At 71.0% G+C, this 15,571-nt stretch carries 16 protein-coding genes and 1 pseudogene; 4 read left to right on the top strand and 13 right to left on the bottom strand.

Translation table 11 applies throughout. From position 1 onward, the window contains the following. The first annotated feature begins 35 nt into the window (after positions 1 to 35). Positions 36 to 329, top strand: a complete 294-nt coding sequence (locus tag QMG73_RS16325) for a DUF1707 SHOCT-like domain-containing protein (protein WP_281896366.1) — start codon at positions 36 to 38, stop codon at positions 327 to 329. Positions 330 to 350: 21 nt separating this feature from the next. Here QMG73_RS16325 and QMG73_RS16320 read toward each other — a convergent pair. The 3 genes and pseudogenes from QMG73_RS16320 to QMG73_RS16310 form a co-directional block, all read right to left on the bottom strand. Next, positions 351 to 1,520 (bottom strand): annotated as a pseudogene (locus tag QMG73_RS16320) (MFS transporter); the annotation flags it as partial. After that, positions 1,517 to 2,098: a winged helix-turn-helix domain-containing protein gene (locus tag QMG73_RS16315; RefSeq protein WP_281896364.1), complete on the bottom strand. Its 582-nt coding sequence runs from the start codon at positions 2,096 to 2,098 to the stop codon at positions 1,517 to 1,519. The gene QMG73_RS16315 and the pseudogene QMG73_RS16320, both read right to left, overlap by 4 nt. Before the next feature lie 709 nt (positions 2,099 to 2,807). Then, positions 2,808 to 4,187, bottom strand: coding sequence for a DUF6318 family protein (locus tag QMG73_RS16310; RefSeq protein ID WP_281896361.1), 1,380 nt, complete (start codon positions 4,185 to 4,187; stop codon positions 2,808 to 2,810). 289 nt (positions 4,188 to 4,476) lie between these two features. Between QMG73_RS16310 and QMG73_RS16305 the strand changes: the two genes are divergently transcribed. Beyond that, the gene (locus QMG73_RS16305; protein WP_281896360.1) at positions 4,477 to 6,168 is read left to right on the top strand and encodes a substrate-binding and VWA domain-containing protein; all 1,692 of its coding nucleotides are present in this window, start codon (positions 4,477 to 4,479) and stop codon (positions 6,166 to 6,168) included. Here the strand turns inward: QMG73_RS16305 and QMG73_RS16300 are convergent. The 8 genes from QMG73_RS16300 to alr form a co-directional block, all read right to left on the bottom strand. Beyond that, complete coding sequence (locus tag QMG73_RS16300) at positions 6,165 to 6,419, bottom strand: hypothetical protein (protein ID WP_281896358.1); 255 nt, start codon at positions 6,417 to 6,419, stop codon at positions 6,165 to 6,167. The two genes, QMG73_RS16305 and QMG73_RS16300, sit on opposite strands and share 4 nt — an antisense overlap. An 11-nt stretch (positions 6,420 to 6,430) precedes the next feature. After that, entirely contained in the window at positions 6,431 to 7,477 is a 1,047-nt protein-coding gene (tsaD, locus tag QMG73_RS16295; protein WP_281896354.1) for a tRNA (adenosine(37)-N6)-threonylcarbamoyltransferase complex transferase subunit TsaD, read from the bottom strand. Continuing rightward, positions 7,467 to 7,910: a ribosomal protein S18-alanine N-acetyltransferase gene (rimI, locus tag QMG73_RS16290; protein ID WP_281896352.1), complete on the bottom strand. Its 444-nt coding sequence runs from the start codon at positions 7,908 to 7,910 to the stop codon at positions 7,467 to 7,469. The genes tsaD and rimI overlap by 11 nt, the downstream gene beginning before the upstream one ends. Further along, positions 7,907 to 8,572 (bottom strand): tRNA (adenosine(37)-N6)-threonylcarbamoyltransferase complex dimerization subunit type 1 TsaB, encoded by a 666-nt coding sequence (gene tsaB, locus QMG73_RS16285; RefSeq protein WP_281896350.1) that lies wholly within the window; start codon positions 8,570 to 8,572, stop codon positions 7,907 to 7,909. The genes rimI and tsaB overlap by 4 nt, the downstream gene beginning before the upstream one ends. Positions 8,573 to 8,795: 223 nt before the next feature. After that, positions 8,796 to 9,470 (bottom strand): uracil-DNA glycosylase, encoded by a 675-nt coding sequence (gene ung, locus QMG73_RS16280; protein ID WP_281896348.1) that lies wholly within the window; start codon positions 9,468 to 9,470, stop codon positions 8,796 to 8,798. Then, entirely contained in the window at positions 9,470 to 9,943 is a 474-nt protein-coding gene (tsaE, locus tag QMG73_RS16275) for a tRNA (adenosine(37)-N6)-threonylcarbamoyltransferase complex ATPase subunit type 1 TsaE (protein ID WP_281896347.1), read from the bottom strand. The genes ung and tsaE overlap by 1 nt, the downstream gene beginning before the upstream one ends. Further along, positions 9,940 to 11,040, bottom strand: coding sequence for an alpha/beta fold hydrolase (locus tag QMG73_RS16270; protein WP_281896345.1), 1,101 nt, complete (start codon positions 11,038 to 11,040; stop codon positions 9,940 to 9,942). The genes tsaE and QMG73_RS16270 overlap by 4 nt, the downstream gene beginning before the upstream one ends. Next, positions 11,037 to 12,155 carry an alanine racemase gene (gene alr, locus QMG73_RS16265; protein WP_281896343.1) on the bottom strand — a complete coding sequence of 373 codons (1,119 nt, stop codon included), beginning with the start codon at positions 12,153 to 12,155 and terminating at the stop codon, positions 11,037 to 11,039. Before alr ends, QMG73_RS16270 begins: the two co-directional genes overlap by 4 nt. A 38-nt stretch (positions 12,156 to 12,193) precedes the next feature. On the opposite strand from alr, the gene QMG73_RS16260 reads away from it, so the two are divergent. Together QMG73_RS16260 and QMG73_RS16255 are read left to right on the top strand one after the other, a co-directional pair. Then, a complete protein-coding gene (locus QMG73_RS16260) occupies positions 12,194 to 13,147 on the top strand; it encodes a glycosyltransferase family 2 protein (protein WP_281896340.1) in 954 nt (317 codons plus the stop codon). Between the two features lie 163 nt (positions 13,148 to 13,310). Then, positions 13,311 to 13,676: a cupin domain-containing protein gene (locus QMG73_RS16255; RefSeq protein WP_281896338.1), complete on the top strand. Its 366-nt coding sequence runs from the start codon at positions 13,311 to 13,313 to the stop codon at positions 13,674 to 13,676. Between the two features lie 4 nt (positions 13,677 to 13,680). On the opposite strand, the gene QMG73_RS16250 is transcribed toward QMG73_RS16255, so the two are convergent. Both QMG73_RS16250 and QMG73_RS16245 read right to left on the bottom strand, forming a co-directional pair. Then, a complete protein-coding gene (locus QMG73_RS16250) occupies positions 13,681 to 15,111 on the bottom strand; it encodes an NAD(P)H-hydrate dehydratase (RefSeq protein WP_281896336.1) in 1,431 nt (476 codons plus the stop codon). Continuing rightward, positions 15,108 to 15,494 carry a holo-ACP synthase gene (locus tag QMG73_RS16245; protein ID WP_281896334.1) on the bottom strand — a complete coding sequence of 129 codons (387 nt, stop codon included), beginning with the start codon at positions 15,492 to 15,494 and terminating at the stop codon, positions 15,108 to 15,110. The genes QMG73_RS16250 and QMG73_RS16245 overlap by 4 nt, the downstream gene beginning before the upstream one ends. Between the last annotated feature and the right edge of the window lie 77 nt (positions 15,495 to 15,571).

Raw genomic sequence — 15,571 nt, 5'->3', positions numbered from 1 at the left:
CCGTCCGGGCGTGTCGCGTCGCCTACGCTGAGGGCGTGAGCGTGGAGTTGCGAGCCTCCGACGACGACCGGCAACAGGTAGTCGCCGCGCTCCAGCGGCACGCCGAGGCCGGCCGGCTGACTCTGGAAGAGTTTTCCGAGCGGGTGGGCGAGGTCTACACCGCGCGCACGCTCGGCCAGCTCGCGGCGCTCACCCAGGATCTACCCGCCGAGCCGCCGGCCACTGCCGCCGCCACCGCCAGCAATGGCCGGCGCGACCTGCTGCTCATCTTCGCGATAGCCGCCGTGACCCTCATCCTGCTCGGCGTCTTCATGGCCGTCACCCGTTGACACGGGATCGTCCATCTCCTTCCAGACCGGCAGCAGGAACGGCGTCACCGTCGTTGCCAGATACAGGGCGCCGAAGATCCAGAACGCGGCGGTGAGGCTCAGTTCTTCGACGACCCAGCCGCCGATCAGCCCGCCGAGCGGGATACCGCCCCAGGAGATGGCCATCGACGCACCGAGCACCCGGGCGTGCATCTCCTTCGGCACCCGCTCGTACTGCGCCGCGCCCAGCACCGGGTTGACGCCCGCGATGGCAAACCCGCTCACCACCGCCATCACGCAGACGATCCAGACCTCATCGGTCAGCGCCGGCACCACGAACCGCGGTGCACCCGCGATCAGAAAGCCGACCGCGAACGTGGTGTACCGGGGCAGCTTCGGCGCGAGCACCGTGAAGACCACGTTTCCGGCGACCGCGCCGGCGCCGAAGAGCCCCCACAGCAAGCCGACAGCCGTGACCGAGCCGACCACGTCGCGACCCCACACGGGCATCAGCACCGCCGCGTACGCCTGGTCGAGCAGGTTCGTCATGAAGATCATCAGCGCGACCGCGAGTATCAGGCGGTCGCGACGTACGAATCTCCAGCCGGCCTTCAACGCGCGCAGGTAGGGCTCGCCGGCCACCTTCTCCGCGCGCGGCACCAGGCTCCCGACCAGCACGGACGCGACCAGGAATGTCGCGGCGTCGATCAACAGGACCGTCGGTGCGTCGAACGCCGCGATCAGTACGCCCGCGAGCGGCGCGCCGAGCAGGGTCGACAGCCGGAAGATGCCGTCTTGGATGGAGGTCGCGCGAGTCATTGGTACGCCGCTGATCTCGACCGCACGCGGCAGCAGTACACGTTTGGCCGAGTCGCCGAAGCCCCGCAGCAGCCCGAGCGCGGCGACGAGGGCGACCAGGACCGGGAAGCTCAAGCCGGGGCCGCGGTGCAGGATCGGGATCGCGGCGACGGCGAGTGCGCTGCCCAGGTCGGCGATCACGCCGATGCGGCGGGCGCCCAACCTGTCGATCACCGGACCACCGAACGCGCAGACCAGCACGTACGGCAGCATCTCGGCGAACGCCACGAAGCCGGTGCGCGCCGCGCTGCCCGATGTGACCAGCACGAACCACGGCACGGCCAGGAACGACATCTTGGTGCCGACCGCTGACACCGCCTTGGCGACGAAAAGCCCGATCAGACCGCGCTTCATTCGTCGTCGCCGTCCGCTTCACTGCCGGCGAACGGCATGAGCTGGACCTGGAGGGTCACCGGCCGGGCGTTGGCTGGCGCGTCCGGCGCGTCGAATCGCCGGTACCGCTCCGCGAGCAACGTGAGCTCCCTGCGCAACGCTTCCGCCTCGGCCGGAGTGAGTCGGAGGGTCCAGTTGCTGAGCGTGCTGCCGTTCCGCCACTCCTCCGGTAGTGCCGGCCGTTCGCCGAGCCAGCGGTCGATCTCGTCGGCATAGGAGGCGGCGACGGCTCGCAGGTACGCCTCCGCGTCAGCGGGCGCCGCCATGACCGTCTCCGGTTCGAGAATGGTGCGCTGGTGGGCGGCCTTCCACCAGCGCTCGCGCCCCACGCCGCGGTCGGTGTCTTCGACCACGAAGCCGTACGCCGCGAGCTGCCGCAGGTGGTAGCTGGTCGCGCCGGTCGACAGGCCGAGCCGGTCAGCGAGCGTGGTCGAGGTGGCCGGCCCGTCCTGCCTGAGCAGCCCCAGGATGCGTACCCGCAAGGGGTGTGCCACGCCGCGCAGTGACTTTGGGTCGAGCCTGATCTGATCCGCAGACATGTTTGCAACGCTATGCTTGCAAAGAGTTCTTTGCAAGCCCTGCAGCACCGCACCCAGCCCGCGCACGCCCGCCCGCGAACGACCTCTCCGCAGCGGCCGCTCCTCGCCGGCAGGCGCCATTTCCGCCGATCAAGGGCGAACGCACGTGCTCTGATCTCCCATCCACGCGCGGGCGCCGCCTGGCCAGCGCGACACGGCGTGTCGCCACGCCGCCTCCGACCTCCGTCGATCAAGGGCGAACGCACGCGGTTGGATCTCTTTCCGCGTGTATTCGCCCTTGATCCATGGAGATGTCCTTGATCGGCGACATGCGCGAGGTGGTCCGGCGCCGCGGCAAGGCAGATCACCCGCGCGTGCCCGCGGGCACCGCGAGGCGCCGACGCCTGACCGGATTGCCGGTTACGCACCGCGGGCCACTTGGGCTGTGTGCGCCGCCCAGCGCACGGGGGCGCGCGCTGCGCGCTACGCAGGGCCCTCACCGCGCAAGCGCAGGGAGGTGGCAGCGCGCGTATTCCAAACGTCCGTCCAGCTTCCCGCTGCGCCGATCGAGGGAGATCGCATCGATCAAGGGCAAATGCACGCGGAAAAGAGATCAAAGCACGTGCATTCGCCCTTGATCGACGGAAAGGGGGCGCGGCGCGCGCAGGGCGAGCGGCGCCCGCACAGCGCACGGCGCGCGGCGCGCGGCGCGCGGCGCGCGGCGCGTGGGTTAGGCGACGCAGTCTCGGGAGGTGAAGTCTAGGACTTGCCAGTGGTCGCCGGCCCATTCCAGGATCAGCACGCAGTTGGCCACGGTCAGGCCAGGCAGGGAGCCTCGTTCCACACCTGACCGGTCGAGCGTCGCGCGCGGGCTGCGGTCGACGGTCGCTTCGTAGATCGGGCGGTCGAGCGTGAAGAGGCTGTTCGTGGCGATGCGCCGCACCAGGTACGCGCCGCCGCGCAGTGAGCCACCCTCGGCGTACACGTCGCGGATGGTCGTGAGCGCCGTGCCGCAGTCGCCGCACCGGTCGTTGGTGACCTCGTCGAGGTCGGTGGTGTCACCGCTGCGCTGGGCGTACGTGAGCAGGTCGAACCAGTACCGGATGAATGCCTCGCCACCGTCGCGGCTGTACTGGCCGGCCGCGGTGGGTTGCGACGGCCCCGCGGTTCCGGGTACCGACGCGGCGCCGCCCGGCGCACCGGTCGTGGGTGATCCGCCCTGATCGGTATCGGCGTTTCCCGAGCCGAGGAACCGGGTGACCACGAACGCGCCGAGCACGATCGCCATCGCGACCGCGAAGATGGCCACCAGCCGGGTCGGGCTACCGAAGAGCCACGCCTGCCGGGAGCCATTCGCACGCCGCCGACGCGACGGTCGCGCGGGCGGCAGCGGTCGGGGCGCTTCCCCCGCTCTGCTGCCGCTCAGGCCGGCGGCCAGCTCACCCAGTTCTACGCCGAGTTCGGCGGCTGATGGGCGGGCGGCCGGGTCGTCTCGGAGGCACGCGTTGGCGAGCAGGCTCAATCGGTGCGGTGGGTTGTCGGGCAGCATCTCGGCGAGCACCACGCCCAGGGCGTACACGTCGCTCGGCGGTGTCGGGACGGCCCCGTCGGTGACCTCGGGTGCCCGATAGCGGAGCCGCTCGAAGGGTTCCGGGTGACGGCGGCCGGCGCGTACCAGCAATGCCACCGCGAAGTCGGTCAGGCACGCCGGGCCCTCGCCCGGCGGGGGTATGACCACATTGGACGGTTTGACGTCGCCGTGCACCACCCCCATCCGGTGAGCCGCGCCGAGCGCCTCCGCCATCGACGCGCCCACCGACGATGCGAGCGCGGGCGGCAGCGGTCCCGAGTCGGCCAGCCGGCGACCCAGATCGGTACCCGGCACCAGGTCGGTCACCAGCGCCAGCACCTCGCCATCCGCCACCACGTCGAGCAGGCGAGCGATGGACGGGTGCCACAGAGCGGTCAACTCCGTGCGGGCGCGCAGAAATCGGTCCACCAGGCGCGGATCCGCGGCGAGATCCGGGTACAGCAGCTTCACCGCGACGGCACGCTCGGTGCCGACGTCGACCGCGTGCCACACCTCCCCGGTGTCACCGTTGGCCAACATTTGATACAGCCGGTAACGGCCGCCAACCGTTCGAGTCACTGGCGATGCCCCCACATGTGACCATTGGCCTGCGGAATTGTGACCATGATGGTCATCAACCCATCCCCCACAGCCCGTATGTTCGTATCACTGTGCAACCAACCTGGCCAGAAGTCACCCTCGCGCACTGTGCGCAACGGTGTATGTGCCAAGCGTCATCGCAATGTGGGGTGAGCAGTCGATGGGGGCTACTGTTCTGCGACACCGCCGAGGGGGTCATTCCGGGCGGTTGGCGGCGGCCGGTGCCGCGATGGCGGTCGCCGTGGGGGCAGGCACCGTCGGATACCTCCAACTCGCCGGCGACGAGGGGTGCACCGGTGATCCGGTGCGCCTCACGGTCGTGTCGTCACCCGACCAGTTCCCCGTCCTGAACCGCCTCGCGGACCAGTGGACCGCCACCAGGCCCGACGTCGACGGCCGGTGCGTCGCGGCCACCGTCCGCTCGATGCCCGCCAGCGCTGTCGCGGCCACGATCGGCCCCGGCTGGGACGAACGCCGCGACGGTCCGCGCCCCGACGTATGGGCGCCCGACTTCAGCGCCTGGCTCACCCTCGCCGCCGCGCGTCAGGACGCCGCCACGGTACTGCCGACGGCCGCCCCGCAGAGTCTCGCCAGTTCGCCCACCGTCATCGCGATGCAGCGCCCGATGGCCGAGGCGCTCGGCTGGCCGCGCGAGGAGTTGGGCTGGTCCGGGCTGCTCGGCGCGTTCAGCGGCGGCAAGACGTGGGCGCAGTACGGCCATCCGGAGTGGGGACCGTTGCAGATCGGGATGGTCGACCCGACCAAATCGGGCGCCGGCCTGGTCGCCGCCCTGACCATCCTCGACCCCAACAACGACCAGACAATGAGCAACGAGGAGCTCTTCGGCGGCCTATCGCTCTCGCAGCTCACCACCATCAACGCGGCCGACCCGGCCGAACTCATGCGCCGGTTCAGCGAGACCGGCGGCAACAACCCACTGCCGGCCGCGTTTCCGGTACTGGAGCGGGAGCTCGCGCAGTACGCCGCCAACAAGCCGCGGGTGCCGCTGGTGCCCGTGTATCCGCGCGAGGGCATCGGGTACGCCGACTACCCGTACGCGATCCTGCGTGCCGAATGGGTCGACGACACCCGGCGGCGCGCGGCGGCCGACCTGCTCACGTTCCTCCAAAGCTCCGACGGGCGGCGGGCGTACCAGGCGGCCGGATTCCGCGACCCCGGTCACGCCGTCGGCGGCGCGACCCTGCTCGCGACCGACCACGGCTTCCGCGCCTCGCTGACCGCCCCGTCACGCGGCCTGACCGCCGAGGGCCTCACCCAACTCCTTGGCACGTGGACGGTGCTCCAGCGTCCCAACAACGCCCTGCTGCTGCTCGACACGTCCGGCTCGATGAACGACAGCGTGCCCGGCACCAACCAGAGCCGCCTCCAGCTCATACAGCGAGCCGCGATCGCCGGATCCGGGCTGCTCAACAACCAGACGACGGTCGGGCTGTGGACGTTCTCGATCGACCAGACGCCGACCACCGACTACCGCGAGCTCGTGCCGCCTGGTCTCGCGAGTGAGGCCGTCGGCGGCGTGCCGCGCCGCCAGGCGATAGCCGGCGCGGTCCAGGGCCTGAAGGCCGGTGGCGGCACTGGCCTATACGACACCATCTACGCCGCGTACCTGCGGATGCAGCAGGCCTGGCAGCCGAACGCGCAGAACGTGCTCGTGGTGATGACCGACGGCAAGAACGAGGACGAGAACGGGCTCTCCCTTGCGCAGCTGACCGCCCAGCTGAAACGCGCTGCCCGGGCGGACCGGCCACTCCCCGTCATCGGCATCGCGTGCGGCCCGCAGGCCGACGCCAACGCGCTGGGCGAGGTGTCGAAGGTGACCGGAGGCCGCACATTCGTGGCGCGCGACGACGTATCCGCGGTCCAGCAGATCGTGCTGGCCTTCGCCGGGAGGATCGGCTAGCGGTCGACCTGGGTGAAGTCCCAGGAGTGCGGGGGGCGGGCGGCGTAGCCGGCCGGCGGCTCGGGCAGCGCCACTGGCTGACTGCGCCACTTCGAGATGACCACGACCCGGTGGTCGGTCGAGGAGAACACCTCGCTCGCGATGTGCAACGGGCTGACCTCGATGTCGGGCAGCGCGGTGTCACAGACCCAGGTGATCATGTCGGTTAACCGGTCCGGCACGGCCCGCACTTCCCACATCCGGACGATCACGTCGCCGGACACTACACGCTCACCACCGTCAGTGGCATCGCGGAGTCCGCGGGCAGGTTCAGGCGGCTCGGCGCTACCCCGGCAGCGACAAGATGCGATCCCAGCGCCGCGACCATCGCGCCGTTGTCGGTGCACAGCTTGGGCCGCGGTACGCGGACGGTGATGCCGTACTTCGCGCACCGCTCCTCGGCCAGCGCCCGCAACCGGGAGTTCGCGGCGACCCCGCCGCCGATGACCAGCGTCTCCACACCGCGCTCCCGGCAGGCGTCGATCGCCTTGTTCGTGAGCACGTCGCACACCGCCTCCTGGAACGACGCCGCGACGTGCGCGACCGGAACCGGCTCGCCAGCCCGCTCGCGCGCCTCCACCCAGCGGGCCACCGCCGTCTTCAAGCCGGAGAACGAGAAGTCGAACCGGTGCCTCGCCAGGTCTTTCGGTGCGGTGAGCCCGCGCGGAAACACGATCGACTCGCCGTCGCCCTCCCGTGCCGCCCGGTCGATGGGAGGCCCGCCCGGGAACGGCAACCCGAGCAGCCGGGCCACCTTGTCGAACGCCTCCCCCGCCGCGTCGTCGATCGTGGCGCCCAGCGGCGTCACGCCGGCCGCCAGGTCGTCGACCAGCAGCAGCGACGAGTGCCCACCCGAGACCAGCAGTGCGATCGCCGGCTCGGGCAGCGGCCCGTGCTCCAGCGTGTCGACGGCGACGTGTGCGGCCAGGTGGTTCACGCCATAGATCGGCTTCTCTGCGGCGAGCGCGTATCCCTTGGCGGCCGCCACGCCGACCAGCAGGGCACCGGCGAGCCCTGGCCCGGCGGTCACCGCGATCGCGTCGATGTCGGCCAGCGTCACACCCGCGTCGTCGAGCGCGCGTTGCATCGTCGGCACGATCGCCTCCAGGTGGGCGCGGCTCGCCACCTCGGGCACCACTCCACCGAACCGGGCGTGTTCGTCCACACTGGACGCCAGCGCGTCGGCGAGCAGCGTGTGGCCGCGCACGACACCGACGCCGGTTTCGTCGCAGGACGTTTCGATACCCAGTACCAGTGGTTCAGTCATCACGTCTCATCATCACGAGTGCGTCGGTGTTGCTCGGTTGGTAGTACCCGCGGCGGACGCCGACCGGCTCGAACCCGTACTCGGCGTAGAGCTTCTGCGCGGGCGCGTTGTCGACCGCGACCTCCAGCAGCGTCTTGCGCGCGCCGCGCCGGGCGGCCTCGCGCAGCAACGCCTCCAGCATCATGCGCCCGATCCCCCGGCGCTGGGCGTCGCGGCGTACCGCGATGTTCTGCACCCACGCCTCGTCGGGCGGCTGGACGGCCAGTCCCGCGTACCCGACGAGCTCGCCGCCCTCGCCGCGTGCGACGAGGTAGTAGTGGCCGCTCGCGAGCTCGTTCCAGAACATGCCGGCCGACCACTGCTCCGCGCCGAACAGGTCCGCCTCGATGGTCAGCACCTCGTCGATGTGCCACCAGCGGAACCGCTCCAGGGTCACGGCAACACCGGCTTGCGCACGGACTGCGCGACCGCGTCCGGACGGCGCAGGTACAGCGGGGTCAGCCGCTCGCCCGGCGCCTTGGCGCGCACCCGGTCAGCGGCCAGCGCGGCCAGCGCCGCCGCGGGTGGATAGAGCGGCTCGTCGCGCGCCGCCACCCCGAGCACCTCGGCGTACTTGTGCGCGCCCTCGCCGATCGCCACGGCAACGCCCAGCTCGGCGGCTCGACCCGCCACGGTCGCGGGCAGGTCGACGGCGGGCTCGGTGAGCCGCGTGCCGTCCTCGTACACCGCCCAGTAGACCTCCCGGCGCCGGGCATCGGTGGCGACCAGCACCTTGCCGTCGAGGAGTCCGAGCGCGTCCAGTGAGCACACGCCGTACGTGGGAACGTCGAGCGTCTGCCCGATGCTGGCCGCGGTGACCAGCCCGACCCGCAGTCCGGTGAACGGGCCGGGCCCGAGGCCAGCCACGATCGCGGTGAGGTCACGGGGGCGGGCGCCGGCCTCGGCGAGCACCGCCTCGACGGCGGGAGCGAGCAGCTCACCGTGCGCCCGGGCATCGACCGCACGCCGCTGCGAGCGGACCACGACCGCGTCGTCGGAGACCTCGGCGAGAGCCGCGGTCACGGCCGGCGTAGCCGAATCCACCACGAGTACGAGCACAGTACGCACCCTATCTTTTCGGCCACGAGGCCCTGCGCGGCCACGCCCACCCGCGCCCGGCGCCGCACGCCGCGCGGACGCGCCCGGCTCTCCCGCCGCTCCGCGCGGCTCTCCCGCCGATCAAGGAGATCCGCATGGATCAAGGGCAAATGCACGCGGAAAGAGATCCAACCGCGTGTCTTTGCCCTTGATCGGCGGGGAGAGCGGCGTGCCGGCCCTCCTCTTAGAGGGCGGTCCAGGTGATTTCGGGTAAGCCGGCGTCGGTCAGGGCCTTGTTGGTGGCGCTGAACGGGCGGCTGCCGAGGAATCCGCGCGGGTTCATGGGGCTCGGGTGGCCGGCCTCCAGCACCACGTGCGCCGGGTTCGTCACCAGAGCCTTCTTCTTGCGCGCGTAGCTGCCCCAGAGCAGGAACACGACCCGCTGGTCCAGCCCGTCGAGTGCCCGGATCGTGGCGTCGGTGAACTCTTCCCAGCCCTGCCCCGCGTGCGAGCCGGGCTTGCCCTGGCGCACGGTCAGCACCGCGTTGAGCAGCAGTACGCCCTGTGATGCCCAGCCCGTCAGGTCGCCGGTGCGCGGTGCCGGGACGCCCAGGTCGTCGGCCAGTTCTTTGAAGACGTTGCGCAGCGACGGCGGCACGGACACGCCGGGGCGGACGCTGAAGCTCAGCCCGTGCGCCTGCCCGGCCCGGTGGTACGGGTCCTGCCCGAGAATCAGCACGCGGCACTGCTCAGGGGCGCACAGCCGGTACGCGGAGAAGAGATCCTCGATCGGCGGATACACGGTCTCCGCGGCGTACTCGGCGGCGCAGAAGGTGCTCAGCTCGGCGGTGCGGGCGAGATCGAGGTGCGGCTCGACGGCGGTGCGCCAGGCCGCCGGCAGCAGGGGCAGCAGGTCCATCAGAGCGCCTCGATCCGGGCGGCCCAGTCGCCGCCGGTCGGCGTTAGCTCGACAACCCGCGCGTCGTCGTCGTGACGGTCGATGCGCACCTGAAGGTGCGCGTCGGCCAACTGCTCGACCATGCCCTCTCCCCACTCAACCACGGTCACCGAATCGTCGACCGACGCGTCCAGATCGAGGTCGTCGATCTCGGCGCGCGGGTCGGTCGCCGCGCCCAGACGGTAGGCGTCGGCATGTACCAGAGCCACCCGACCACCGCGCTCGGGGTCGGGCCGATGCACCCGGGCTATCACGAACGTCGGCGAAGTGATGTCACCGCGTACCCGCATGCCGGCCCCGATGCCTTGCGTGAGCGCGGTCTTGCCCGCGCCCAGCGGGCCGGTGAGCACCACGAGGTCGCCGGCGCGCAGGATCGCGCCGAGCCTCCGGCCAAACTCCTGCGTGTCCTCGACAGTGGCAAACCGCAGACTCATCCTTCGAGCTTCTCCAGAAACGCGAGCAGCGCGACGTTGACCTCGTCGGCGTGTTCGAGCATCACGACGTGGCCGCTGTCGGGGATCTTGACGAACTCGGCGTCCGGCAGGTGCCGCATGATCTCCTCGGAATGCGTCAACGGCGTGATCATGTCTTTCTCGCCGACGATGACCAGCGTGGGTGTGGCCCGCAGCGCCCTGAGCGCCGGGTACCGCGCGTGAGTGTAGAGCGTCCGGAGGTACCGCGCGACCGTCTCGGCCGTGGTGCGCGAGTTCATTTCTTCCACATAGGACACCAGCGACGGGCTCGGCCGGGTGTTGCCGAACCCGTACCGCCTGGTGAGCAGCCAGGCCAGGTCCGACGACGCCTTGCGCGCGCGGTCGATGGCACCGCCCGTGAGCCGCGTGGCGCTGTTGACGAGCGGCATGATCGGCGCGCCGGCGCGGGCGATCAGCGCGGGCAGGCCGAGCTTGGTCTCCTCCAGGCGCCCACCCGACGTGGCCATCAGCACGGTGCCCACCACCCGGTCACCGAACAGTTCCGGGTACAGCTCGGCGAACGCCATGATGGTCATGCCGCCCATGGAGTGCCCGACCAGCACGAGCGGCCCGTCGGGCACGGTCTCGTCGATCACCGCGCGCAGCGCCTCGCCGAGCGCGGGCAGCTCGTACTCGCCGGCCTCCAGCTTGCCGGAGTGGCCGTGACCCGGCTGGTCGTAGAAGACCATGCGGTAGTCGCCCCGACGGGTGAGCTCCTTGCGCTGGAAGTGGAACGTGCCCATGTCGAGGCAGAAGCCGTGCACGAAGACGAGGGTCGGCTCGGATGCCGTCTCCCCGTCGGCGAAGCCGGCGTCCAGCTCGATGCCATCGGCGGGCTCGACCACCTCGACGTACAGGTCGGTGCCGTCGGCGGTGGTGACGGTGAGCGACTCGTCGTACGCCTGGTCGCCGAACTCCTCATCCAGGTACGGATCGGGCGTGCCGCGCTTGGTGCGCCGCACCAGCGCGCGCTCGGTTGCCACACCCGCCGCGATACCCGCGGCGGCCACACCTACAACAGCGCCGATCAGGCCGACACGCTTCGTCCGCGGATTCATGCGCGCTCTCCGTCGTAGATCCTGGGGACTCTGGTACTGCCAAACCGCGTGACGATCTCGTAGTTGATCGTGCCGACCGCCTCGGCCCAGTCGTCGGCGGTGGGCTCACCATGCTCACCGGCACCGAAGAGGGTCGCCACGTCACCGGCGGCCACCGGGTCGTCGCCGCAGTCGAGTACGACCTGGTCCATGCAGACCCGGCCGGCGATCCGGCGGACCCGGCCGCCCAACTCGATCGGGCCGGCGTTGGACGCGTGCCGGGGCACCCCGTCGGCGTACCCGAGCGGCACGACCGCCAGCGTGGTCTCGCGCTCCGTGACGTACGTGTGGCCGTAGGAGACACCCTCGCCGGCCGGTACCCGCTTACTCAAGATCACGCGAGCCCGAGCGGTCATGGCCGGCCGCAGCCCGTACTTCTCACCCGGCACCGGCGACAGGCCGTACATCGCGATGCCGGCCCGTACGAGGTCGAAGTGGGCGTCGGGGCGGGTGAGGATGGCGGCGGAGTTCGCCATGTGCCGGTACTGCGGGGTGATACCGAGCCGCTCGGCGACCGCCACACCCTCCTGGAACGCCGCCAGCTGCTTGTCGACGCTCGGGTGGCCGGGCGCGTCCGCGTACGCGAAATGGCTCCACAGGCCGACGACCTCGATCTCGCCGTCGGCCTGTGCCTTCGCGGCGGCCTCGGCGAGCGCCGGCCAGTCGGCGGCGGTGGCGCCACCGCGCGAGAGGCCGGTGTCGAGCTTGAGGTGCACGCGCGCCGGGCGGCCGGCGCGGCGACCGGCCTCCACGATCTCGCGGAGCAGGTCGAGGCTGGCGGCGCTCAGCTCGATGTCGGCCGCGACGCCCTCGTGCAGCGGCAGGCCGGGCGCGAGCAGCCAGGCCAGGACGGGAACGGTCAGCCCGGCGCGGCGCAGCGTCAGCGCCTCGTCGAGCGTGCACACGCCGAGGTACGTCGCACCGGCGTCCAGAGCGGCGCGGGCGACCGGGAGCATCCCGTGGCCGTACCCGTCGCCCTTGACGACGGCCATCAGCTCGGCACCGGTGCCGGCGCGCAGCCGCGTCACGTTTTCGCGAATCGCGTCGAGGTCGACGCGAACTTCCGCCTGCCACATGCTCTTCAGCCTACTGACCGGCCACGTAACATCTCAGAATGCGCCTGTCTGTCGTGGTGCCGTGCTTCAACGAAGAGGCGAGCATCGATCGCCTCCACTCCGCGGTGACCCTCGCCGTGCAATCGTTGACCGCGGATGTCGAAATCGTGTTCGTCGATGACGGCAGCGACGACGGCACGTTAGTAGCCCTGCGCGAGCTCGCCGCGCGCGATTCGTCGGTCAAGTACACGTCGCTCAGCCGAAACTTCGGCAAGGAAGCGGCCATGCTGGCTGGCCTTGAACGCGCCACCGGCGAGGCGATCGTGATCATGGACGCCGACCTCCAGCACCCGCCGCACCTGCTCCCGCGCATGGTGGAGCTGTACGAGCAGGGCTACGACCAGGTGATCGCCTGCCGCGACCGCAGGGGCGACCAGTTCTTCCGCACGCTCGCCTCGCGTGCCTTCTACCGCATGGTCAACAGACTTGTCGACGTGCAGCTGGTCGACGGCGCGGGCGACTTCCGGTTGCTTTCCCGGCGGGCGGTCGACGCCATCCTGTCGCTGCCGGAAGCCAACCGGTTCTCCAAGGGAATCTACTCGTGGATCGGCTTCAACACGGTCGTGTTCGCCTACACGAATGAGTCCCGCCAGGGCGGCCGCAGCAAATGGACCTTCGGCAAGCTCTTCAACTACGCGCTCGACGGGCTGCTCTCCTTCAACAACCGCCCCCTGCGCCTCGCGATCTACGGCGGGTTGGCGCTGACGCTGCTGGCCGTCGCGTACATGACGTGGGTCGTGGTGAGCGCGATGGTGCGCGGCATCGACATGCCCGGCTACACGACGATCATCGTCAGTGTCATCGGGCTGGGCGGAATCCAGATGATGTTGCTCGGCATCATCGGCGAGTACATCGGCCGCCTGTACTACGAGGCCAAGCGCCGCCCGCACTACTTAGCCAAGGAGACGGAAATGTCCCCATTGCGGCCCCGTAGCGCGTCGAGTTCCTCCTGAGCGGTCTGTCATCGGCCAAGCGGCCACACTCCGCGATCATGCGGTGACGGAGCCTTGACATGCCTACGCAACCGGTGGTTACCGTCCATCTGTTGAGACGTTCCCGAGGGGGGAACCGGGTAGGGGAGGCTCCGGTCAGCCTGCGCAGTTGGGGGTGGATGCCGTGAAGAAGAGCATCGAGGTCAAGACTTTCGACAAGCCGGACGAGACGCGCGAATTTGAAGGCAAGGGCTGGGCCGACTTCTGCACGGTCGGGGGCAAGACCGTGGCTCGCGGGCACTTCGAGCCGGGCTGGTCGTGGGAGGGCAACGTCAAGCCGATCGTGGGCGGCGATCTGTGCCAGGTCTCCCACATGGGCTACGTGCTCGAGGGCCGGATGCGAGTAATCATGGCCGACGGCAGCGAGCAGGAACTGGTACCGGGCGAGGTCGTCGCGATCCACCCGGGGCACAACGCGGAGGTCGTGGGCAACGAGACCTGCGTCTTCGTCGACTTCGGCGAGATCGCCGAATACGCCCTCCGTAAGTAGAGGGCTAGGACAGCGGCACCACGTCGCGTAGAGCCAGCGCGACGTCCGCCGCGGTCACCGGACCGCGGCGGGCCGCTTCCCGGCCGGCGAGGCCGTGCAGGTACGCGGCCGCGACCGCGGCTCGCTCGGCGGGCAGCCGGGCCGCGAGCAGCGAACCGAGCAACCCGGCCAGCACGTCACCAGTACCGCCGGTGGCCAGCGCCGGCGTGCCTGTCGGGTTGGCCCACGCCTCGCCGGCCGGGGTGGCGACCACCGTGCGATCGCCCTTGAGCAGCACGACCGCGTTCATCCACGAGGCCAGCCGCAGAGCCGCGCCCACCCGGTCCGGGCCCGGGTCGCCGCCGGCCAGCCGGGCGAACTCCCGGTCATGCGGGGTCACCACGATCGGCGCGTCGCGGCCGCGAAGCTGATCGGCCATCCGGCCGCCGACCAGCAGGGTCAGCGCGTCGGCATCTAGGACCACCGGTAGCGAGGTCGCGAGCACGGTGCGCAGCTCGGTGGCGGCGGCTTCGTCGGTACCGAGGCCGGAACCGCAGACCCATGCCTGTACCCGGCCGGCGTCGGCGACCCGCTTCGTGGCGATCACCGACGGGTGCTGCCGCAGCACGTGACCGGCCGCGCTGCCGGCGTACCGGACCATGCCGGTGGGGCCGGCGAGCGCGCCACCGACGGAGAGCACCGCGGCACCCGGGTACGTCGCCGAGCCGGTCGCGATGCCCACCACGCCACGGGTGTACTTCTCAGAGGTGGCACCCAGGCGCGGCCACCACGCGTCGATGTCGGCGCGGTCCGGTATCGCGAGCGCGGCGTCGGCCCGCAGCCACGGCCCGAGCCCGATGTCGACCAGTTCCACCTCACCGGCGTACGGCGCCGCCGCCCCCACGAACAGTGCCGGCTTGAGGCACCCGAACGTGACGGTCACATCGGCGCGTACCGCCGGCCCGCGTACCCCGCCGGTATCGACCTCGACGCCGCTCGGGATGTCGACGGCGACCATCAGCGTGCGGCGCGCGTGCAGCTCTTCGACCACCTCGGCGGCGCCCTCGCGCAGCCCGCCCGAGCCGCCCAGGCCGACGATGCCGTCCACGGCGAGATCGATGTCGTGCGGCACCGCGTCGACCACTCGGCCACCGGCCCGTTCGAGCGCGGCCAGGCCGCCGTGGTGCACCCTTTCGGGCGCCAGCAGCAGCGCGCGAACAGCCGCACCGCGCTCGGCGAGGCGGGCACCGGCGTACAGCGCGTCGCCACCGTTGTTGCCCGCGCCGACGAGCAGCAGCACGCGTGCCCCGTACACGCCACCCCGCTCGCGGAGCAGGAGCGCGCAGCGGCGCGCGAGCCCGGCGGCGGCGCGCTGCATGAGCGTGCCCTCGGGCACCGTCTTCATGAGCGCCTCTTCGGCCGCTCGCACGTCGCTGACCCGCCACGCGTGCCTCATGAGGTTTCCTCCGGGAGCCGTTCCGCCACCACCATCGCCGAAGCGATGCCGCCGTCGTGGGAGAGGGACAGGTGCCAGCGGGTGATGCCGCGCTCGGCGGCCGCGTCGGCGACCGTGCCCCCGACGGTCAGCCAGGGCCGGCCGTCGGGGTCCGAGACGATCTCGCAGTCGTGCCAGTGCAGGCCGGTGGGAGCGCCGAGCGCCTTGGCGACCGCTTCCTTGGCCGCGAACCGGGCGGCCAGCGACTCCGGCGAGCGCGGGTTGCCCGAGGTCGTGAGCCGCTCGGCCTCGGTGAAGAGGCGGTCGGCGAGCAGCGGGGTGCGGGCGAGCGCGCTGGTGAACCGGTCGACCAGGACGACGTCGATGCCGACAGCCACGATCACGCGTTCACCTTATCGGCCCCACCGCCGTGATCAGGGCGTCCCTCAAGTTGCCCCAGGTCACCTTCGGATCCTGCTAG

This window comes from Phytohabitans aurantiacus (genome assembly GCF_027923225.1).
Taxonomy (GTDB): Bacteria; Actinomycetota; Actinomycetes; order Mycobacteriales; family Micromonosporaceae; genus Phytohabitans; species Phytohabitans aurantiacus.
The sequence above is the reverse complement of the archived record's forward strand: the minus strand, read 5'-3'. Positions and strand labels throughout refer to the sequence as shown.

What these genes read in the sequence shown, in the direction of transcription:
- QMG73_RS16310 (WP_281896361.1), bottom strand. Translation starts at nt 4,187, where the DNA reads ATGTTGGCCAACGGTGACACCGGGGAGGTGTGGCACGCGGTCGACGTC.
- tsaE (WP_281896347.1), bottom strand. Translation starts at nt 9,943, where the DNA reads ATGAGTCTGCGGTTTGCCACTGTCGAGGACACGCAGGAGTTTGGCCGG.
- QMG73_RS16315 (WP_281896364.1), bottom strand. Translation starts at nt 2,098, where the DNA reads ATGTCTGCGGATCAGATCAGGCTCGACCCAAAGTCACTGCGCGGCGTG.
- ung (WP_281896348.1), bottom strand. Translation starts at nt 9,470, where the DNA reads ATGGACCTGCTGCCCCTGCTGCCGGCGGCCTGGCGCACCGCCGTCGAG.
- alr (WP_281896343.1), bottom strand. Translation starts at nt 12,155, where the DNA reads ATGTGGCAGGCGGAAGTTCGCGTCGACCTCGACGCGATTCGCGAAAAC.
- QMG73_RS16270 (WP_281896345.1), bottom strand. Translation starts at nt 11,040, where the DNA reads ATGAATCCGCGGACGAAGCGTGTCGGCCTGATCGGCGCTGTTGTAGGT.
- QMG73_RS16250 (WP_281896336.1), bottom strand. Translation starts at nt 15,111, where the DNA reads ATGAGGCACGCGTGGCGGGTCAGCGACGTGCGAGCGGCCGAAGAGGCG.
- QMG73_RS16305 (WP_281896360.1), top strand. Translation starts at nt 4,477, where the DNA reads ATGGCGGTCGCCGTGGGGGCAGGCACCGTCGGATACCTCCAACTCGCC.
- QMG73_RS16260 (WP_281896340.1), top strand. Translation starts at nt 12,194, where the DNA reads ATGCGCCTGTCTGTCGTGGTGCCGTGCTTCAACGAAGAGGCGAGCATC.